The organism is Sphingomonas sp. P4_G3 (assembly GCF_056401105.1).
This window is the reverse complement of record NZ_JBFUJZ010000014.1, coordinates 21,726-35,505: the sequence shown is the minus strand read 5'-3', so window position 1 is coordinate 35,505 and position 13,780 is coordinate 21,726. Positions and strand designations below refer to the sequence as shown.

At 65.7% G+C, this 13,780-nt stretch carries 15 protein-coding genes; 5 read left to right on the top strand and 10 right to left on the bottom strand.

The window, feature by feature from the left end; all coding sequences use genetic code 11:
* The first annotated feature begins 73 nt into the window (after positions 1-73).
* Together AC1DQQ_RS21305 and AC1DQQ_RS21300 are read left to right on the top strand one after the other, a co-directional pair.
* Positions 74-1,096, top strand: a complete 1,023-nt coding sequence (locus AC1DQQ_RS21305; RefSeq protein ID WP_478046694.1) for an NAD-dependent epimerase/dehydratase family protein — start codon at positions 74-76, stop codon at positions 1,094-1,096.
* Positions 1,097-1,442: 346 nt separating this feature from the next.
* A complete protein-coding gene (locus AC1DQQ_RS21300) occupies positions 1,443-1,724 on the top strand; it encodes a hypothetical protein (RefSeq protein ID WP_478033003.1) in 282 nt (93 codons plus the stop codon).
* Between the two features lie 286 nt (positions 1,725-2,010).
* Here the strand turns inward: AC1DQQ_RS21300 and AC1DQQ_RS21295 are convergent, their stop codons facing one another.
* The 5 genes from AC1DQQ_RS21295 to AC1DQQ_RS21275 all read right to left on the bottom strand — a co-directional run bounded on the left by AC1DQQ_RS21295 (position 2,011) and on the right by AC1DQQ_RS21275 (position 6,201).
* Positions 2,011-2,679 (bottom strand): glutathione S-transferase family protein, encoded by a 669-nt coding sequence (locus tag AC1DQQ_RS21295; protein WP_478046693.1) that lies wholly within the window; start codon positions 2,677-2,679, stop codon positions 2,011-2,013.
* Complete coding sequence (locus AC1DQQ_RS21290) at positions 2,679-3,137, bottom strand: SRPBCC family protein (RefSeq protein ID WP_478046692.1); 459 nt, start codon at positions 3,135-3,137, stop codon at positions 2,679-2,681. The genes AC1DQQ_RS21295 and AC1DQQ_RS21290 overlap by 1 nt, the downstream gene beginning before the upstream one ends.
* Positions 3,134-3,451: an ArsR/SmtB family transcription factor gene (locus AC1DQQ_RS21285; protein ID WP_478046691.1), complete on the bottom strand. Its 318-nt coding sequence runs from the start codon at positions 3,449-3,451 to the stop codon at positions 3,134-3,136. Before AC1DQQ_RS21285 ends, AC1DQQ_RS21290 begins: the two co-directional genes overlap by 4 nt.
* Before the next feature lie 58 nt (positions 3,452-3,509).
* The gene (locus tag AC1DQQ_RS21280; protein WP_478046690.1) at positions 3,510-4,067 is read right to left on the bottom strand and encodes a sugar O-acetyltransferase; all 558 of its coding nucleotides are present in this window, start codon (positions 4,065-4,067) and stop codon (positions 3,510-3,512) included.
* Positions 4,068-4,164: 97 nt separating this feature from the next.
* Positions 4,165-6,201, bottom strand: coding sequence for a M13 family metallopeptidase (locus tag AC1DQQ_RS21275; RefSeq protein WP_478046689.1), 2,037 nt, complete (start codon positions 6,199-6,201; stop codon positions 4,165-4,167).
* A 100-nt stretch (positions 6,202-6,301) separates the two neighbouring features.
* Here AC1DQQ_RS21275 and AC1DQQ_RS21270 point away from each other — a divergent pair, with 100 nt between their 5' ends.
* Both AC1DQQ_RS21270 and AC1DQQ_RS21265 read left to right on the top strand, forming a co-directional pair.
* Positions 6,302-6,772, top strand: a complete 471-nt coding sequence (locus AC1DQQ_RS21270) for a lasso peptide biosynthesis B2 protein (protein ID WP_478032995.1) — start codon at positions 6,302-6,304, stop codon at positions 6,770-6,772.
* Positions 6,773-6,872: 100 nt separating this feature from the next.
* Complete coding sequence (locus tag AC1DQQ_RS21265) at positions 6,873-8,018, top strand: threonine aldolase family protein (protein WP_478046688.1); 1,146 nt, start codon at positions 6,873-6,875, stop codon at positions 8,016-8,018.
* Between the two features lie 166 nt (positions 8,019-8,184).
* On the opposite strand, the gene AC1DQQ_RS21260 is transcribed toward AC1DQQ_RS21265, so the two are convergent.
* Entirely contained in the window at positions 8,185-8,679 is a 495-nt protein-coding gene (locus tag AC1DQQ_RS21260; protein WP_478046687.1) for an O-acetyl-ADP-ribose deacetylase, read from the bottom strand.
* A complete protein-coding gene (acs, locus tag AC1DQQ_RS21255; protein WP_478046686.1) occupies positions 8,679-10,616 on the bottom strand; it encodes an acetate--CoA ligase in 1,938 nt (645 codons plus the stop codon). Before acs ends, AC1DQQ_RS21260 begins: the two co-directional genes overlap by 1 nt.
* A gap of 175 nt (positions 10,617-10,791) precedes the next feature.
* Here acs and AC1DQQ_RS21250 point away from each other — a divergent pair, with 175 nt between their 5' ends.
* Positions 10,792-11,448 (top strand): TMEM175 family protein, encoded by a 657-nt coding sequence (locus AC1DQQ_RS21250; protein WP_478032991.1) that lies wholly within the window; start codon positions 10,792-10,794, stop codon positions 11,446-11,448.
* 4 nt (positions 11,449-11,452) lie between these two features.
* Here the strand turns inward: AC1DQQ_RS21250 and AC1DQQ_RS21245 are convergent, their stop codons facing one another.
* The 3 genes from AC1DQQ_RS21245 to ribB are packed head-to-tail and all read right to left on the bottom strand — an operon-like array spanning position 11,453 to position 13,771.
* The gene (locus AC1DQQ_RS21245) at positions 11,453-12,064 is read right to left on the bottom strand and encodes a hypothetical protein (RefSeq protein WP_478046685.1); all 612 of its coding nucleotides are present in this window, start codon (positions 12,062-12,064) and stop codon (positions 11,453-11,455) included.
* Position 12,065: 1 nt separating this feature from the next.
* Positions 12,066-12,485 carry a 6,7-dimethyl-8-ribityllumazine synthase gene (gene ribH, locus AC1DQQ_RS21240; protein ID WP_478042447.1) on the bottom strand — a complete coding sequence of 140 codons (420 nt, stop codon included), beginning with the start codon at positions 12,483-12,485 and terminating at the stop codon, positions 12,066-12,068.
* Complete coding sequence (gene ribB / locus AC1DQQ_RS21235) at positions 12,485-13,771, bottom strand: 3,4-dihydroxy-2-butanone-4-phosphate synthase (RefSeq protein ID WP_478042448.1); 1,287 nt, start codon at positions 13,769-13,771, stop codon at positions 12,485-12,487. Before ribB ends, ribH begins: the two co-directional genes overlap by 1 nt.
* Positions 13,772-13,780: the final 9 nt, after the last annotated feature.

The following is a 13,780-nucleotide window of genomic DNA, read 5'->3' as shown; positions in this document are numbered from 1 at the left end:
AGGCGCCGGTCAATCGCTGACACGTTGCGGATCGAAACCAATCTGCTAGCCAGACGTGCAACAGGAGAGACATATGGCAGGCGTGGTTCTGGTCACCGGGGGCAGCGGCTATATCGCCGGCTTCACCATTCGCCAGCTGATCGAGCAAGGCTGGACGGTCCGCGCCACCATCCGCAGCCTTGGCCGCGAAGCCGAGGTCCGCGACTGGCTGAAGGTCGACAATGACCGCCTGTCTTTCTTCGCCGCCGATCTGACCGGCGACGCCGGCTGGGCCGAGGCGATGGCCGGGTGCAGCCATGTCGTCCACATGGCCTCCCCCATCCCATTGCACAACGTGAAGGACGAGAACGAGTTGATCGTCCCGGCGCGCGACGGCGCGTTGCGCGCGCTCCGTTTCGCTCGCGATGCCGGGGTCACGCGGCTGGTGATGACCTCTTCGGTGGCGGCGATCTTCTATGGCCGCGCGGAGGGCAAAGACAGTTTCACCGAGGCCGACTGGACCGACGTGTCCGCCAAGGACGTCTCCGCTTATGCCAAGTCGAAAACGATCGCCGAGCGCGCCGCGCGCGACTGGATCGCGGCCGAGGGCGGCAGCCTGGAATTCGTCACGGTCAATCCCGGGCTGGTCGTCGGGCCGCTGCTCGGCACCGATTTCTCGCCGTCACTCGAAGTGGTGAAGCGCGTGCTCGAGGGCGCCTATCCAGCCCTGCCCGATATCGGCCTGAACCTGGTCGACGTGCGCGATGTCGCCGACTTGCATGTCCGCGCGCTGTCCGCGCCCGACATCAGCGGCGAGCGTTTCATGGCGGTGGCCCCGCACGGTTTCCTCCGCCTGATGGAGATCGCCGCGATCCTGCGCGAGCGGCTGCCCGATCATGCCGGCAAGGTGCCGAAGCGGCGCATGCCCAATTGGGTGATGCGGATCGTGTCGCTGTTCGACCCCGCAGTGCGCCAATTGATCGGCGAACTCGGCAAGGTCCGCCACGCCGAACCGACTCACGCGATGGAAAAGCTCGGCTGGCGCCCGCGCCCCGCCGCCGACAGCGTGTTCGACACCGCCAACAGCCTGATCGCAATGGGCGTTTCGAAGGTTTAGAGCGTGATGACATGAGTTTGACCCGTCGTGACGGAGCGGATTTTGGCGCAGGGCGAGGAACGAGGAGCGGAGCGATGCAAAATGCATCGTGACCGACGAGAGACGCTGCCATGCGTCAAAAGGCGCCCGCCGCTTTGCGGTTGTCCGGGCGCGCCCGCTGGTCTGCGTCGCGGTCCTTGCGCGTAGCGCCGCTACGCGCTGCACACCGCTCCTTGCCAGCGAACACGCCCGGGCAATCACGCCGGGGCAAACTCACGTCATCACGCTCTAAGTTGCCGAAGGCCGACGTCAGGTCTGGATTCGCCGTCACGCGCCCCCATCTCCGTAATACAAAAGGGGTATGGTGATGGTCAGCACATCGAACGACGGGATCATGACGGAATATTTCGTCAAATACGGGGTCATCAAAGCCGACAAACGCCATCGGCCCACCGAATTGCTCGAACTGCTCTACATCACCGATCGCTATCGCGCCGGCCAGGACCTCAAGAAAGCCAGGGCCGGCTACGATATTTCGGTGTGGCGCGGCGTGGACGCCGGTGAGATCGAGACGCGGCTGATCGATCTCGACCAATTCATGAAATCGCTCGCGCGTGACCGCGCCACCCTGTGGGGCGTGCCGAACTAAACTCGCCCTGCACCGCCTGCTAGGCGTGGGCGGCCGCCGGCTCCGCCACTTGCGTACTTAGCCCTCTCCCGCGTGCGGGAGAGGGAGGGGTCCGCGGCCGTTAGGCGGTGGGAAGGTGAGGGTATTCTTTCTTCTTTTTAGGCGTCAACCGCTTGGAAGAAGGAAGAAGACCCTCACCCAACCTGCACCGGGTGAACAGCGCCCCGCGCTGTTCAGGTCATGCCGGGGGCATGACCGACCCGGCGCGCCCGCTTGCGGGAGAGGGCGAACGAGGCAGCCGCTGAAACTAAGCTGCTTCCGGCATTGGGAACCGATCGAGCAGCACGGCCCAATCGGTCGCGGCCATGCTCGGCCGCGCTTTCACCCGTTCGATCCAGGCGGCGAGATTGGCATACGGCGCGATCATCGCCGCGCCTTCGGTGAAATCGGGCATGAAGGCGAGATGCGGGATCAGCATCAGATCGGCCAGGCTCAGCGCCGGCCCCGCGATATAGGCCTGGTCGCCGAGCAGGCGCGCTAGCTCATCCACGACTTCCTGCGCGACCGGGATCGCGGCCACCACCGCGGCGTCGTCGACCGCCATGCCGAACCGCGCCGCGACGAGGCGGGGGAAGGTCACCGCCCCGCTGAGCCGCGGCGCGACATAGGAATCGACGATCCCGATCACCTGGTTCATCCGCGCGCGCAGCCTGCAATCGACCGGCGTCAGCGCCGGCTCCGGCGCGACCTGATCGATATAATCGAGGATCGCGCGCGTTTCGTAGAGACGGAAATCGCCATGATCGAGCACCGGGATCTTGGCGAAGGGATGCAGCCGCGCCTTGTAGTCGGGCGTCCGATTGCCGCCCATCGGCAAGGGATCGAGCCGCCAGGGCAAGCCCTTTTCCTCCAGCGCGAGCAAGGGCGCGCGGACATAGGGGCTGCCGGGAATGCCGTGGATCACGAAGTCGGTCATCATGCGTCCTTTTCGGTAAAGTCAGCGAACAATTGCAGCAGGCCCGGCCAGCCGCCGCCGAGCTGCGCGGCGATGCGCTCGGCCGAATCGCCGAAGCGTTCGAGCCGGCTGTGGGTCAGCGTCACGCGGGTGCCGGTTCCTTCGGGTACGAACGTCACGTCGACTTCGGTGGTGAGATCGGGATCGTGTTTGAACGCGGCATCGATCTGCCAGCCGAGCAGCACGCGGTCGGGCGGTTCCCAGGCCAGTACCTTGCCCCATTCGGTCTCGAGGCCATCCTCGTCGCGCTCGAACCAGCGCCCGCCGGCGCGCGGCTCGATCACCACGTCCTCGTGCGGCTTGGCGCCGATCGTCATGCCGCGCTTCCACCAGCGGCCGATCGACCCGGTGAACAGGGCAAAGGCGCGATCGGGCGGCACCGCGACAGCTACCGATTGGACGATCGGGGCAATGCTCATTTCGGGCGCTCCTGCTGGTCCGCAAAATCCTTGAACGCGTTGAGCTGGTCGCCCCAGAAAAGGTCGAGCCAGTCGCGCAGCGCGCCCAACCCGCGCGGATCGAGGCGATAGACGCGACGCGTGCCGTCTGGCGTGTCGGTCACCAACCCAGCCTCCTTCAGCACCTTGAGATGCTGCGACACCGCCGGCCGCGACACCGGCAGCCCGGCGGCGATCTCTCCCACCGCGCCGGGGCCGGCGCCGACGCGCTCGAAGATCGTCCGGCGGGTCGGGTCGGCGAGCGCGTTGAGGGCGACGGCGATTCGGTTAGCCATGGCTTACGGTAAGTCATAGCTTACATTTGAGTCAAGTGCCTCCGAAGACAGTGGTTGCTCAGCCCTCGAGCGAACGGATGACCTTGGCGGGCACGCCGGCGACCAGACTGTTCGGCGGAACATCCTTGGTCACAACCGCTCCCGCCGCGACCACCGAATTCTCGCCGACGGTGACGCCGCCGATGATCGTCGCGCCGGCGGCGATCCACACATTGCGTTCGATCACGATCGGCGCCGCGGTCACGCCGTCGCGGCGCCGCGAGGGCTCGAGCGGATGGCCCGAGGTGATGATGCTGACGTTCGGGCCGATCAGCACGTCGTCGCCAATATCGACCCCGCCCAGATCGTAGATCGTGCAATTCTGGTTGATGAACACGTTGCGCCCGACCCGGATCTCGCTGCCATGCGCGGTGTAGAAAGGCGGGATCAGCATGAAGCTGTCATCGACCGGTCGGCCGATCAGGTCGCTGAACAAGGCTCGGATCTCATCGCGATCGGCATAGGTCAGACGGTTGAGGAGGGGCGTGATCGCCATCGCGCGCTGGGTGTTCGCCACCATCGCCGCCGATTCGGGCGTGCGGCGGTGGATCATGATCGTGCGATCCTTGTTCGACATTCGGGATACCTCGTCGCGACTGGCGGCCTGTCCAATAAAGAAGGGGCGCCCGCGATCGGATCGCGGACGCCCCCTTTAAGCTCGATATCTCGAATGCTTACCAGATATGGACGCGCTTTTCAGGCGGCAGATACAGCGCGTCGCCGGGCTTGATGTCGAACGCTTTGTACCAGGCGTCGACGTTGCGGACGATCCCGTTGACGCGGTACTTGGCCGGCGAATGCGGGTCGGTCAGCAGCAATTGGCGCTGCAGACCTTCGCGCAGCTTCGCCTGCCAGGCCTGGGCATAAGCGAGGAAGAAGCGCTGGTCGCCGGTCAGGCCGCCGATCACCGGCGCCTTGCCGTGCTTCGCCTGATAGAGCTGATAAGCGGCGTAAGCGGTTTCGACGCCGCTCAGATCGCCGATATTCTCACCGAGCGTGAGCTTGCCGTTGATCTTGGTTCCCGGGATCGCTTCATAACCGTCATATTGCGCGGCGAGCGCGGCGGTGTGTTCGGTGTAGGATTTCTTCGCGCCGTCGGTCCACCAATTCTCGAACTTGCCGGTCGGGCCGAACTGGCTGCCCTGATCGTCGAAACCATGGCCCATTTCGTGGCCGATGATCGCGCCGATCGCCCCGTAATTGACCGCCGGATCGGCGTTGGGATCGAAATATGGCGGCTGCAGGATCGCTGCCGGGAAGGTGATCTGGTTGGCGAGCGGGTTGTAATAGGCGTTCACCGTCTGCGGCGTCATGCCCCACAAACTGCGGTCGACCGGCTTGGGGAAACGCTGCAGGTCGAGCTGATGATCGAATTCGGCCGAGCGCATCGCATTACCGAGCAGGTCACCGCGATCGACGCGGAGCGACGAATAATCGATATATTTGTCCGGATTGCCGATGCGCGGTTCGAACGCGGTCAGCTTGACCAGCGCCGCCTTGCGGGTGGCGTCATCCATCCAGGCCGACTTGGCGATCTTTTCGCCATAAGCCGCGCGCAGATTCTCGATCAGCTCGGCCATCTTGGCCTTGCTCGACGCCGGGAAATATTGCTCGACATAGAGCTTGCCCACCGCCTCGCCGAGCGCGCCATTGGTCATCTGCACGCCGCGCTTCCAGCGGTCGCGCTTGACCTGCACGCCCGACAGCGTCTTCGAATAGAAATCGAACCGCGCGTCGTCGAACGCCTTGGGCAGGAAGGTCGCGTGGTCGCTGACGAAGTGGAAGGCGAGATAATCCTTCCACGTCTGCAGCGACGTCGCGGTCATGATCTTGCCCATCGCGGTCAGCGCGGTGTTGTTGGTCATCAGCACCTTGGGCGACGATTCGAGGCCGGCGGTCTTGAGCATCAGCGCCCAGTCGAACTCGGGTGCCTTGGCCTTGAGCCCGGCGAGATCCTCGGGGTCGTTGAGCTTGGCGATGTCGCGGCTCTGCTCGGGCGACCATTGCTCCTTGGCCATCGCGGTTTCGAGCGCGAAGATCGCATCGGCCTTGGCCCCCGCGTTGGGAATGCCGGCCAGTTCCTGCATCTGCTGGATATAGGCGCGATACGCCTTGCGGAACGCGTCGTACTTCTCGCCCGGCAGCAGGTAGAAATCGCGCGGCATGCCCAGGCCACCCTGGCCCGCGACCGCGGTATAATGCTCGGGATCCGACAGGCTCGGGATCGTGCCGAGTTCGACCGGCGAGGCATAACCGGTCGACGCGAACAGGGTCTGCAGGCCGGTCAGGTCGCTGACCGCCGCGATCTTGCCGAGATAGGGCTTGAGCGGCTCGGTGCCCTTGGCCTCGATGCCGGCTTCGTCCATCCAGCTCGCGTAGAAATCGCCGACCTGCTTGCCGGTCGCGCCGTATTTGGCGGGATTGGCGGCCATGTCGTCGAGAATCTTGCGGACGTTGACCTCGGCCTCGTCGCTCAGGATGTTGCCGTAACCGACCGAGCCCTTGTCGGCCGGGATTTCGGTCCGCTTGGCCCAGGCGCCATTGGCGTAGGTCCAGAAATCGTCGCCGGCCTTGACCGCTTTATCCTGCGTGGTGAGGTCGATGCCGAACGCGCCGTAGCGCGGCGTCGCCGTCATCTTGGCCACTGCCGGAATCGCAATCGCCAGCGCCGCGGCGCTGATCGCCAGCCGGCCCAAAACCTTCTTGTTCATTTTATGAAAACTCCCGCCCTACGTGTATTATCCAAATATAGCGGCGGGCCAAAGCGCGCGCAATCGACTTCGCCAACAAACCCTGTCAGTCATCGGCATCATGGCGCGCGATATTCTGCACAAAATGAAGACGCTGGCGGGGGTGGGGTGGCGGCGCCAATTGTTGGTCGCGGAGGCCTGCGCCAGCATGTTCGCGGCGCGGATGCTCTTGCTCGTCCTGCCGTTTTCGCGAGTCGCGCGGCGGCTGGGCGACTTCGTCACCCCCGCCGACCCGCGCGTCGCCCAGCGCGCGGCGGCGACCACCCCGGACCAGGCGGCGACCGCGCGCACGATCGGCTGGGCAGTCCGCTCGGCCGCTCCGTTCATGCCGTTCCGCTCGGTCTGCCTGCAACAGGCGATGGCCGCGCACACGATGCTGCGGCGGCGCGGAATCGCCAGCGTGATGCATTTCGGCGCACGCCCGAACGACAAACGCGCGATCGATGCCCATGCCTGGCTCGACGCGGCGGGAGTCAAGGTGACCGGCTATCCGATCCCGCGCGACATGGGCGAGATTGCCTGTTTCGTGTGAAGCGATCGGCTTCCCCAATAATCGCGCTCGCCTTCGTCATTCGAGGCCGTACATTCACCCAAAATAACGTTTCCGCACCGTTTTGTACCGGGGAGCCTCCATGCTGTTCGATCGACGCCATCTGCTCCAGGCCGCGCTCGCTGCCGGCATTGCCGTCCCGCTGCGCGCTCAGAATTACGGCGCCGCAGCCAAGCCGGCCGATTTCCCCCCGGTCGACGCGCGCAGCGTTTGGCTGGTGGGCGACGATGCGTCGCGCAGCCCGTCGGACACCGTCGCCCAGTTGGCAACACTGGCAGGCAAACCAGGCAAGATTCGCGATTCCTACCTGACAGGCGGCGCCGTCGAGGATCTCGAGCAGGCATTTGCCGCCTTGCTCGGGAAGGAGGCCTGCGCCTTCCTGCCCACCGGGACGCTCGCCAACAACGTCGCATTGCGCGTGCTGTGCGGCGAGCATCCACATGCCTTCTGCCAGGCCGACAGCCATCTCTATCGCGACGAAAGCGATACCGCGCAGCGGCTGTCCGGGATCAATCTGGTGCCGCTCGGGCCCGGCCACGCCGCGCCGACGATCGCCGAGCTGGCCGCCGCGTTCGACGCGGCCGAGAAAGGGCCCTTTCCGCTCAAGGTCGGCGCGATCTCGCTCGAAAGCCCGGTGCGCCGGCTCGACGGCCAGATGATCGCACCGGCTAACCTGGCGGCGATCGCGGCGCTGGCAAAGGCGCACAATACGCGCCTGCATCTGGATGGCGCGCGATTGCTGCTGGCGCCACCGTCGATCGACGTGAAAGCTTATGCCGCGCCGTTCGATACCGTCTACGTCTCGCTCTACAAATATCTCGGCGCACCGTTCGGCGCGGTGCTCGCCGGGACCGCCGCCGATATCGCCCGCGCCCGCGAGTGGCGGCATCTTTATGGCGGGATGATTTATCAGGGCTGGGCGTCGGCGTTGCTGGCGCTCGACGGTCTCAAGACGTTCCCGGCGGCGATCGCGCGCGCGCACGCCCGGGTCGACGAATTGATGACGGCGCTCGAGCACGAGAAGCTGGCGAAGCGCCGGGCCTCGCCGGCACCGTCCAACATCCATTTCCTGGAGATGCCGGAAGCGCGTGCCACCGTCGCGTTCGAGCGCGGGCGCGTCGCCGGTATTCGGTTGGGTCGTTGGAAGGAAGGCGCAATCCCGCTCTACGCCAACGCCACGATCCTGCGGCGCGAGACAGCCGAGTATGTCGCTTTGTTCAAGACCTGACCGCGCCGTGAGTTTGAGGTGGCGGTGGAAACCCACCCACCAAGCGTCATGCCGGGCTTGTCCCGGCATCCACCGCGCAGCATCGCCTCAGCTCGATGGTGGAGGAGTGGACCCCGGGACAAGCCCGGGGTGACGACTTTCAGGATGGCACCGTCAGTCCGCCCAACTACTCGTCCAGGCCCGCTCGGTAGAGATCGAACGTCTCTTCATCGAACGCCACCAGCAGGATGCGGTCAAAGCGGTCCACCGCAGCCATCGTCTCGCGCACCGCGATCGCCGCTGCTTCTTCGCGCGGATAGCCGTAGATGCCTGTGCTGATGGCCGGAAAGGCGATCGTGCGAAGGCCGAGCTCCTCCGCGACCCTGAGGCTTTCTCGATAGCAGCTCGCGAGCGTCTCCGCCTTGGCCGCACCGCCGCCGTTCCACACCGGCCCAACCGTGTGGATCACATGGCGCGCGGGCAGGCGATAGCCTTTGGTCGCCTTGGCCTGGCCAGGCTTGCAGCCGTGGAGCATGCGGCATTCGGCGACCAGTTCCGGCCCGGCCGCGCGATGGATCGCGCCGTCGACTCCGCCGCCACCGAGCAGCGAGGAATTGGCGGCGTTGACGATCGCGTCGACCTCGAGCCGCGTGATGTCGCCGCGAACCGCCTCGACTGGCATCAGCCGACCCGGTTCGTCACCAGATCGTCGACCACCGCCGGATCGGCCAGGGTCGAGATGTCACCCAGGTTCGACACATCGCCCTCGGCGATCTTGCGCAGGATGCGGCGCATGATCTTGCCCGAGCGCGTCTTGGGCAGGCCAGGCGCGAACTGCACCGCGTCAGGCGAGGCGATCGGGCCGATCTCAATCCGCACCCATTGCACCAACTCCTTGCGCAATTCCTCCGACGGCGCCTCGTCGGCGTTCAAGGTGACATAAGCGTAGATGCCCTGCCCCTTGATGTCGTGGGGGAAGCCGACGACTGCCGCCTCGGCCACCTTGGCGTGGAGCACCAGCGCGCTTTCGACCTCGGCGGTGCCCATGCGGTGGCCGCTGACGTTGATCACATCGTCGACGCGGCCAGTGATCCAATAATAGCCGTCCTCGTCGCGGCGGCAGCCGTCGCCGGTGAAATATTTGCCCGGATAGGTAGTGAAATAGGTCTGGAAGAAGCGGTCGTGATCGCCCCAGACGCTGCGCATCTGCCCCGGCCAGCTCTTGGCGATGACCAGATTCCCCTCGGCCGCGCCGTTGAGCACGACACCGTCGGTATCGACGATCTGCGGATCGACCCCGGGGAACGGCAAGGTCGCGCTGCCGGGCTTGAGGTCGACGGCGCCGGGTAGGGGCGTGATCATGTGCCCGCCGGTCTCGGTCTGCCACCAGGTGTCGACGATCGGGCAGCGCCCCTCGCCGACCACTTCGTGATACCAGCGCCACGCCTCGGGATTGATCGGCTCGCCGACCGTGCCGAGCAGCTTCAAGGATGTGCGGCTGGTCCGCGTGACATAATCGTCGCCTTCGCGCATCAGCGCGCGGAGCGCGGTCGGCGCGGTGTAGATGATCTCGACCTGGTGGCGGTCGACGACCTGCCAGATGCGGCTGGCGTCGGGCCAATTGGGCACGCCTTCGAACATCAGGCTGGTCGCGCCGTTGGCGAGCGGGCCATAGAGGATATAGCTGTGCCCGGTGACCCAGCCGATATCGGCCGCGCACCAATAGATCTGACCGGGCCGGTAATCGAAGGTCAGTTCGTGGCTGAGGCTGACCCAGACGAGATAGCCGGCGGTGGTGTGGAGCACGCCCTTGGGCTTGCCGGTCGATCCCGAGGTATAGAGGATGAACAGCGGATCCTCCGCGTTCATCGGTTCGGGCCGGCAGTCGGCGGACGCCTGCTCGACCAGGTCGTGATACCACAGATCGCCGTCGCCCATCGCGACGTCGCCGCCGGTCGCCTTGACGACGATGACCTTGTTCAGCCCCGGCGCATGGCGGCGCGCGGCATCGACATTGGCCTTGAGCGGGACTTTCTTGCCACCGCGCCGGCCTTCGTCGGCGGTGATCACCAAAGTCGATCCGCAATCCTCGATTCGCCCGGCCAGCGCCTCGGGCGAGAAGCCACCGAACACCACCGAATGGATCGCGCCGATCCTGGCACAGGCCAGGATCGCGACCGCCGCTTCGGGAATCATCGGCATGTAGATGGTGACGCGATCGCCCTTGGCGACGCCCCGGTCCTTCAGCGCATTGGCGAAGCGGCAGACGTCGCGGTGGAGCTCGCGATAGGTGATGCGACGCGGCTGTTCGGTGGGATCGTCGGGCTCCCAGATCAGCGCCACCGTCTCGCCGCGCGTGGCGAGATGACGGTCGAGGCAATTGGCCGCTGCGTTGAGCACGCCGTCCGCGAACCAGCTGATGCGGAAATCGTCCTGGCCGAACGACCAGTCGCCGGCCATTTCCGGCCGCTTTATCCAGTCGAGCCGGCGCGCCTGTTCGAGCCAGAAGGTGCCAGGATCGGCCAGGCTGCGCCCGTGCAGCCTTTCATACGCCGCGCGATTGACCTTCGCACGCTTGGCCCAATCGGCCGGTACTGGATAGACGCTCTGCTCGGACATGCTCTCTCCTTAGGGCGGCATGCCGCTCTAATCGTTTGTGGTCGCATCGCGTCGCGGAAATCCGTTGCCCACTTTTTTCCGCACGATGCTCGAACGCCCTCCCTATTGGCGGCAGCGATGCGTGCTTGGCAAGCGCCGCGGCGCCATGCCAGATAGCATTTCCAGGGGGATACAAATGAGCGACGGGCCGAACGACCAGCCGATGCATCACGGTGCGCCGGCGCATGCGCTAGAACGGCTGGTATTCTTTTCCGACGCGGTGTTCGCGATTTCGATCACCTTGCTGGTCATCGAGCTCAAGGTGCCGGCGCTGCCCTACGCCGCATCAGACATCGCCTTCCTGGCGGCGCTCGCCCATCTGACGCCGCATTTCATCGGCTTTTTCGTCTCCTTCTTCGTGATCGGTGCGTTCTGGAGCGGGCATCACCGCGCATTCGATTGCGCGCGGCATTGGTCGCCCAAATTGCTGATGCCCAATCTGTTCCTGTTATGCTCGGTGGCGGGGATGCCGTTCTTCACCGCCTTGGTCAGCGATTATTATGGCAGGCTGGTGCCGGCCGTCGCCTATTCCGGCTGGCTGCTGCTCGTTGCCATCTGCAATCTTTGGAACAACAGCATGGCGGTGGCGCCCCCGGTCGCGGCCGACGATCTCGACCCCGAATATGCCGCGCTGATCCGGCGGCGCGGCTGGGCGGTGATCCTCGGGACGGCGACCGCCTTGCTGTTCTGCTTCGTCAATCCCTGGTTCGGCCAGCCGGCGCTGATGTCGATGCCCTTGTGGCGCAAGTTGCTGGATTATCTGCACCGGCGCGGTGTGATCCGGACGGTGTGACCGGTCAGCGGGTCCGCGCCGCCAGCCGGTCGAGCCACGGCGTCGCGACCAGGTTGACCTGACGCGCCAGCACGATTGCGATCACCCCGACCACGATCCCCGGCCAACCGAGCGTCACGGTGAACAGCACGGCGCCGACCGCCAGCGCCAGCGCGACCAGCATCGCCAGTCCCAGCTCGCGCTCGCCGTCCGGATCGAGCGCAATCGCCCGCGGCGCGCGGCTGTCGTAGAAGCGCGCGGTCTTGAGCACCAATCGGCCGTCGCTATCGCGGGTATCGCCGCAGACCGTGGCGGCGACGTTCCGCAGCAGCTCGGGTGGCCCTGCCACCAGATTGGGGGCGCGTTGCGGAAGAGCGGAGGGGACCGGCGGGTCCAGCGTCATTCCCGGTTGGGCCGACCTGTCGGCAAAATCACCAGGCGATGGCGCGGTGTCGGACCAATCGTCCGCCGCCGTGTCCCCGAAAGGCGGATCGGACGGGTCGACGTCCTCGACCGGCACCGGATCGGTATAGGCCGCCATCGCCGGCGGCCGCCGCCCCGCCCAGGTGTCGATCACCTGCAGCCGGCCGCCGCGCTCGATCACGCGATAGCGCGACGGCGGCGGCCCGGACGGCATGTCAGTCGAATTTCTGCCGAAGGTCGAGCATCGCCAGCGCCGCCTTGGCCGCGCCGCCGCCCTTGTCGGCCTGATCGGGATCGGCGCGATAGATCGCCTGGGCCTCGTTCTCGGTGGTCAGGATGCCGTTGCCGATCGCGATGCCGTCCATCGTCAGCGCCATGATGCCGCGCGCGCTTTCATTCGAGACGATCTCGAAATGATAGGTCTCGCCGCGGATCACCACACCGATCGCGACATAAGCGTCATAGCGCCCGGTCTCCGCCGCCAGCGCGAGCGCGCCGGGGATTTCGAGCGCGCCGGGGACGGTCACCGTCTCGTGCGCATGCCCCGCTTCCTCGATCGCGCGGCGCGCGCCGGCGAGCAGCATGTCGTTGAGATGGTCGTAGAAGCGCGCTTCGACGATCAATATCCGCGCCATCAATCCAGTCCCCCAATGTCGATCGCGCGTTCTCCTACGATAGACAGGCCATAGCCGTCCAATGCGACGAGTATGTGATGCGTGTTGGTCAACAGGATCATGTCCTCGACTCCCAATTCGGTCAGGATCTGCGCGCCGACACCATAGTCGCGCAATTCGTCGGGCATCGGCGCGCCGGCCTTGTGCTCCAGCGCCTGGCTGAACCCGGTCGCGCCCGATGGCGACAATAATACGACGACGCCCGCGCCCGCCTTGCCGATGATCTCCATCGAGCGTTCGAGCAGGCCGGCACGCTTGCCTTCCTCCCCGAACAAATCGGCGAACACGCTCATCGCGTGCATCCGGACCAATGTCGGCTTGTCGGGGTCGATATGCCCCTTGATCAGCGCGATCTGCTCGGTGCCAGTGGCCTTGTTGTAATAGGTCCGCGCGGTCCACTCGCCGCCCCAGCGGCTGGTGAAGCGCGCCTCGGCGCGGCGCTCGACGAGATGGTCGTGCTGACGACGATAGGCGATCAGGTCGCGGATCGTGCCGATCTTGAGCTTGTGCTCCTGCGCGAAGGCGATCAGGTCGTCCATCCGCGCCATCGTGCCGTCGTCTTTCATGACTTCGCAGATCACGCCTGACGGGTTGAGCCCGGCGAGCCGCGCAACGTCGACCGCGGCCTCGGTATGGCCGGCGCGGACGAGGACACCGCCGTCGCGCGCGATCAGCGGAAAGACATGGCCGGGCGAGACGATATCCTCCGCACCCTTCGACGCGTCGATCGCGACCGACACGGTGCGCGCGCGATCGTGCGCGGAGATACCGGTGGTGATCCCATCGCGCGCCTCGATCGACGCAGTGAAGGCAGTGCCGTGACGAGTGCGGTTGTTGCGCACCATCGGCTCGAGTTCGAGCTGCTTGATCCGCGCTTCGGTCAAGGTCAGGCAGATCAGGCCGCGGCCATAGCGCGCCATGAAGTTGATCGCGTCGGGGGTCGCCATTTGCGCCGGGATGATCAGATCGCCTTCATTCTCGCGATCCTCGTCATCGACCAGGATGGTCATGCGGCCGTTGCGCGCTTCCTCGATGATCTCCTCGATCGGGACCAACGCCGGGCGTTTGTCGCGCCGGTCGAGATAGACTTCCAGCTTGCGCAGCGTATCGGCGGTCGGATTCCATTCCGGCTCGTCGAGCATGCGTAGCGAATTGGCGTGCAGCCCGGCAGCGCGGGCAAGCCCCGAGCGCGAAATACCGCCCGAGGAGACGAGATCGCGAACGCGATCGATCAGCATGGTGCTCATGATTGGCGA

Coding starts and splice junctions, on each gene's coding strand:
- AC1DQQ_RS21250 (WP_478032991.1), top strand. CDS start 10,792: ATGAGCGACGGGCCGAACGACCAGCCGATGCATCACGGTGCGCCGGCG.
- AC1DQQ_RS21295 (WP_478046693.1), bottom strand. CDS start 2,679: ATGACCGACTTCGTGATCCACGGCATTCCCGGCAGCCCCTATGTCCGC.
- AC1DQQ_RS21260 (WP_478046687.1), bottom strand. CDS start 8,679: ATGCCAGTCGAGGCGGTTCGCGGCGACATCACGCGGCTCGAGGTCGAC.
- acs (WP_478046686.1), bottom strand. CDS start 10,616: ATGTCCGAGCAGAGCGTCTATCCAGTACCGGCCGATTGGGCCAAGCGT.
- AC1DQQ_RS21270 (WP_478032995.1), top strand. CDS start 6,302: ATGGCGCGCGATATTCTGCACAAAATGAAGACGCTGGCGGGGGTGGGG.
- ribH (WP_478042447.1), bottom strand. CDS start 12,485: ATGGCGCGGATATTGATCGTCGAAGCGCGCTTCTACGACCATCTCAAC.
- AC1DQQ_RS21275 (WP_478046689.1), bottom strand. CDS start 6,201: ATGAACAAGAAGGTTTTGGGCCGGCTGGCGATCAGCGCCGCGGCGCTG.
- AC1DQQ_RS21300 (WP_478033003.1), top strand. CDS start 1,443: ATGGTCAGCACATCGAACGACGGGATCATGACGGAATATTTCGTCAAA.
- AC1DQQ_RS21280 (WP_478046690.1), bottom strand. CDS start 4,067: ATGTCGAACAAGGATCGCACGATCATGATCCACCGCCGCACGCCCGAA.
- ribB (WP_478042448.1), bottom strand. CDS start 13,771: ATGAGCACCATGCTGATCGATCGCGTTCGCGATCTCGTCTCCTCGGGC.
- AC1DQQ_RS21290 (WP_478046692.1), bottom strand. CDS start 3,137: ATGAGCATTGCCCCGATCGTCCAATCGGTAGCTGTCGCGGTGCCGCCC.
- AC1DQQ_RS21265 (WP_478046688.1), top strand. CDS start 6,873: ATGCTGTTCGATCGACGCCATCTGCTCCAGGCCGCGCTCGCTGCCGGC.
- AC1DQQ_RS21305 (WP_478046694.1), top strand. CDS start 74: ATGGCAGGCGTGGTTCTGGTCACCGGGGGCAGCGGCTATATCGCCGGC.
- AC1DQQ_RS21285 (WP_478046691.1), bottom strand. CDS start 3,451: ATGGCTAACCGAATCGCCGTCGCCCTCAACGCGCTCGCCGACCCGACC.
- AC1DQQ_RS21245 (WP_478046685.1), bottom strand. CDS start 12,064: ATGCCGTCCGGGCCGCCGCCGTCGCGCTATCGCGTGATCGAGCGCGGC.